Source organism: Wolbachia endosymbiont of Nomada ferruginata (assembly GCF_001675785.1).
GTDB classification, from domain to species: Bacteria; Pseudomonadota; Alphaproteobacteria; order Rickettsiales; family Anaplasmataceae; genus Wolbachia; species Wolbachia pipientis.
The window spans coordinates 1-4,663 of sequence record NZ_LYUY01000098.1 but is presented as its reverse complement, the minus strand read 5'-3'; the positions used below and the strand labels follow the sequence as shown (position 1 = coordinate 4,663).

Annotated in this window: 4 protein-coding genes; 1 reads left to right on the top strand and 3 read right to left on the bottom strand. The window is 36.4% G+C overall.

Going from position 1 to position 4,663, the window contains the following annotated elements:
- Positions 1-375: 375 nt before the first annotated feature.
- The 3 genes from BA053_RS05315 to BA053_RS05305 form a co-directional block, all read right to left on the bottom strand.
- The gene (locus BA053_RS05315; protein WP_065094730.1) at positions 376-1,671 is read right to left on the bottom strand and encodes a Na+/H+ antiporter NhaC family protein; all 1,296 of its coding nucleotides are present in this window, start codon (positions 1,669-1,671) and stop codon (positions 376-378) included.
- A gap of 752 nt (positions 1,672-2,423) precedes the next feature.
- Entirely contained in the window at positions 2,424-3,047 is a 624-nt protein-coding gene (gene ccmA, locus BA053_RS05310; protein ID WP_065094729.1) for a heme ABC exporter ATP-binding protein CcmA, read from the bottom strand.
- A gap of 3 nt (positions 3,048-3,050) precedes the next feature.
- Positions 3,051-3,482, bottom strand: coding sequence for a hypothetical protein (locus BA053_RS05305; protein ID WP_065094728.1), 432 nt, complete (start codon positions 3,480-3,482; stop codon positions 3,051-3,053).
- Positions 3,483-3,678: 196 nt separating this feature from the next.
- On the opposite strand from BA053_RS05305, the gene aspS reads away from it, so the two are divergent.
- Positions 3,679-4,663, top strand: a 985-nt coding sequence (gene aspS, locus BA053_RS05300) for an aspartate--tRNA ligase (protein WP_065106842.1), incomplete at its 3' end; no start/stop codon positions are given.

Sequence of the window (4,663 nt, the reverse complement as noted above, 5' to 3'; positions counted from 1 at the left end):
TGTTGGATACTTTTTTCTCATCTTTACCCCGTACTAAAATTTCAGATATTATAGCCTTTTACTTGTTTCCGGACAACCTCTAAGCAGGAAAAAAGGCAAAGAATCCCCAGGGTAGCCAGTATTCAAATTCTCCCTTGTTCTATTTGACGTCTTTTGATGTCTTGAACAGCGCGTTTCGGCTTGTATAGCTAGAAGTTTTATAAAGACATGAGGTGCACATAGTGCAAAAAATTAAACATGAGACGCCAAATACGTTGAGTTTTTTGTCATTTAATCTGTACAGAGAAGATAAATAAATAGCTTCAGTTTCATGATAAGGGGGTTGGCGAAGGGTGTCAAGTAATTCCGTTCCTTATGGGTAAAAAAAGAGAAACTCTAAGTTGCAGCCGCACAATATTTCTCTTTTCTGCTGTTGATGATTATTTCGCCTATTGTAACTGCCGCTAGAATAAAGCAATAATATACCTGTGTTAATAAAGAAATAGGTGATACAGAGGCGATGCTACCTGCTAGCAATAGTTGGGAACCATAAGGTAAGATACCTTTTGTAGCACAAGCAAAAACATCTAATAAGTATGCGCTGCGATGTGGCGCAATACTGTGTTTTTGTGCAAGCCTTTTTGCAATGCCACCACTTAGTAAAATAGCAATGGTATTATTGGCAACTAAGGTAGTAAACATAGACGCAATTCCTGCTATCACAAATTCAGCTTTAGTTTTTGTGATATTGCTTTCATCGATGAGTTTATGCAACGCTTTTTGACCTTGCTTGTACATTATATGGCTCAATCCACCGATAAATAGAGCAAATATCACTATTTCGTTTACTTTTTTGAAACCGTCATACACGTCATGAGGAAATTGAATGATAGCATAGTCAAAAAAAGTTATTCCTAGCACACCAGCAATAATTATGTTTATAGTTATTGTTACTAAAGTGGCGACTTCAAGCAGCCCCATGATTATTAAAGAAATGTAAGGAATAATTTTTATTATAGAATAATAATCTAAATTTGATATAGAAATAATTTTTGTACTATTTGAGGCAACTGCTAGGTAGATGAGTGTTATAATGCTGGCAATAAGTGCAACTTTAGAGTTCATTTTAAGTTTATCTTTTGCTGAAGCTTCCTGTGAAGAAACAGATGCAATGGTGGTATCAGATATCATCGAAAGGTTATCGCCAAACACGGCACCACCTACTACAGTTGCAGTTCCTATTTCGAGACCAAAAGCTCCACTTTTTGCCAGATTAACAGCTATAGGTACCATCAGCGCAACAACTCCCATAGATGTGCCAATTGCAGTTGAAATAAAAGCAGAAGCCAAAAATACTCCAGGCAGCAGTAATCTTGCTGGAAGGAAATTAAGAATTAAATTAGCAACAGTGTCTGCGCTACCGATTGATTGAGTCACCGCAGAAAATGCTCCAGAAAATAAAAAAATTAAACACATAGTAAGGGTGTTTTTGTCACCCATGCCCTTGATAACAGTATCGATGTTATGCTGAATTTTATTTGTACCACGTGAGACAGCAAAAAATAGTGCTGGCAATAAGCAGATTACTGGTGAAACCTGATGAAGTGGATTATCAGTTCCGATAAAAGAAAAATAAGCACCACTTCCAAGATACAAGATTAAAAAAATAATCAAGGGGACAAAAGCTGTCATTTTACTGTACCTAAACTTATAACTATAACTAATTAAGTGGTTTTAAGCAAGTTTGGTTTTCACTAGTTCTACAGGAAGTCAATAGCAGAGTTTTAAACTTCATATTTAATCTACTAAATAAATAGCACATGTAGCTTATTGCTTGACAATAGGATCTAATTGTTGTCTAGATTCCAGCATCACGCGCACAACTGTACGAACATTTGTTTGCGAAGAAATGTTATAGCTGGTTTTGCTTCAAACACAAAGATGTCATCCGAGTAGCTGACTACTTGGATCCAGGTTGGATACTGAGTTGGTGAGTATAAAAGTATAGCTAACGCGAGCTCTACGTCATACCGCCGCAGAATAATTAACCGTCATACCGCGATTCATTCGCGGTATCTCTAGATCCCGCTAACAAGTAGCGGGATGACGGTTGTCGTTTAGCCATAAATATTTAAGAAATTTACCAAATGAAAAAAAGGCAAAGAAAACCCGTGCTAGTTATTCACTCTCTATTTTAAAATTTGACGTTGGGTGATGTCTTGAACAGCGCGTTTCAGCTTGTATAGCTAGAAGTTTTATAAAGACATAAGGTGCACATAGTGCAAAAAATTAAACATGACACGCCAGATATACTAAGTTTTTTTGTCGTTTTATCTGCACAGACTGAAGATAAATAAATAGCTTCAGTTTCATGATAAGGGGACTGGCGAAGGGTGTCATGTAAGTTTTTTCGTTTCTAACGGTTGTTAACGTGTTGCCAAAAACTATGCAAGAAGTCTATTGAAATCGCGTATATCAATCGTTGTAAAATCACACAATTGCTCTGTAGAGCTATGCCCTGTAATAATTACTATACCATTTTGCTCAGAGCGTATTGAGATTAAGTTCAGCACTAATTCATACGTTGCACTATCAAGATTACAAAATGGTTCATCTATCAGCCAAACGTTTGCATTAGAAATCAAGAGGCGAGCAAGCGCAACTCTCCTTTTCCAGCCTGCAGAAAGTTCGCCATATCTAATATTAAGTACAGGTTGCAACTGCAAGCAACAAATAGCTGCCACAATCAATTCTCTAGTATTTCGTATTCCTGCCCAGAATTCTACGTTTTGAGCAACAGTTAAGCTATCTTTACAGGCATTCTTATGGCCTATATAGACCATAGAAGGTATATAGGATTTTGGATCATCATATATATCTTTTCCGCAGTGCCTTATATTGCCTGATACCGGCGGTAAAAGTCCAGATAAACTTCTAATTAAGCTGGTTTTACCACTACCATTTGGACCAGTGATTAGAATCTTTGATTTTAGCTCAGCTTTAAAACTGAGATTCTTAAATAGTACCTTATTATTACGAGCGCAGGATAAATTTTCACATTCAAGCATGGATTATCTGCCCTTCCCCTTATGTTTACCTTGAGTTGAAGCCTGAGCTTTTACAAACAGCTCCCAAAATCCTTTCTGTCCGCCTTCTCTATGTATCAATTGTGCAAAACGCTGCATTAAACCATTACCCATCATAACCATCTTTGTCCATTTACCTACCGGTTTTGCTATGTCAACTATTTCTGGATCTTCTTTATAAACTTGCACATCTTTTTGTTTCTCGCGTAGCGTTTCTTGTTGTTTCATCAACTCTTTTTGCTTATTTTTTTGATATAATTCATTGAATTTTCTGTCTTCTTCCCACTCTTCTTTAAAAACTTTTCTAGGAAATATGATTTTTCTAATGCGATTTTTGTATATTTTTCTCAAAAAGAGAAATACTGCAGCTACAGCAAGTAATGTTACGCTATATGTTATGATCTGTGTAAGTGGCATTTCCTGTATCTAATTCATTAAAAATACCCTTGTTATTATACCATAATTATAGAAATTGTGCAATTTTTTTGCGGGTAAAGACAATATAAAAGCAGTACTGCTCTATTTCGAAAATTGCGCAAATATCTGACGAACGGGCTTGTATGTAATAAGGTTTATTTCTATACTTCTTAGAGAATTTAGAAGTAAAACAAATATGAACTGCTATAAAACTCATACGTGCAATGAACTGAGGAAGAACGACGTAGAAAAGGAAGTTACCCTTTCTGGATGGTTATATCGTAAGCGCGACCATGGTAACCTAATTTTTGTTGATTTAAGAGACTTCTACGGAATCACTCAGCTAGTATTTAATAATGACAAAGACTTTTTTGATGAGATATCAAATTTAAAATTGGAGAGTGTAATTACTGTTACAGGAATAGTTGAAGCTAGAACTGAAGATACGGTAAACAGCTCTATTTCTACCGGAGAAATCGAGGTGATAGTCAACAATTTGCGCGTTGAGTCGGAAGTTGAGTTCCACTTTGATGAAGAAATAGCAAAAGAAGAAAGAAGTATATTGGCAAGCATTACCGGCGAGCAAGAATACCCAGAAAACATGAGATTTAAATATCGATTTCTTGACTTAAGACGTGAAAAAGTCCGCAACAATATTATTTTGCGCTCACAAATTATTGCAGAGCTCCGCAAGCTCATGATAGAGCGAGGATTTTTAGAGATTCAAACTCCAATACTCACTGCTTCCTCTCCTGAAGGAGCACGCGACTACCTAGTGCCAAGCAGGCTAAATCCTGGCAAGTTCTATGCATTGCCACAAGCTCCGCAGATTTTCAAACAGTTGCTCATGGTTTCAGGGTTTGATAAATATTTCCAAATTGCACCGTGTTTTCGTGATGAAGACGCAAGGGCTGACCGTTCTCCGGGAGAGTTTTATCAGCTAGATCTTGAAATGTCTTTTGTAACTCAAGAAGACATCTTTCAGATTATTGAGTCTACCTTATATAGAGTGTTTGCTAAATTTTCTCGTAAGTCTGTTGATAAAGATTTTCCACGTATTACATATAAAGAAGCAATGCTTAAATATGGTTCTGATAAGCCAGATCTGCGCAATCCACTATTAATCAGCGATGTTACAGAAATTTTCCGTGATTCAGGGTTCAATATTTTCAAAAGCAATA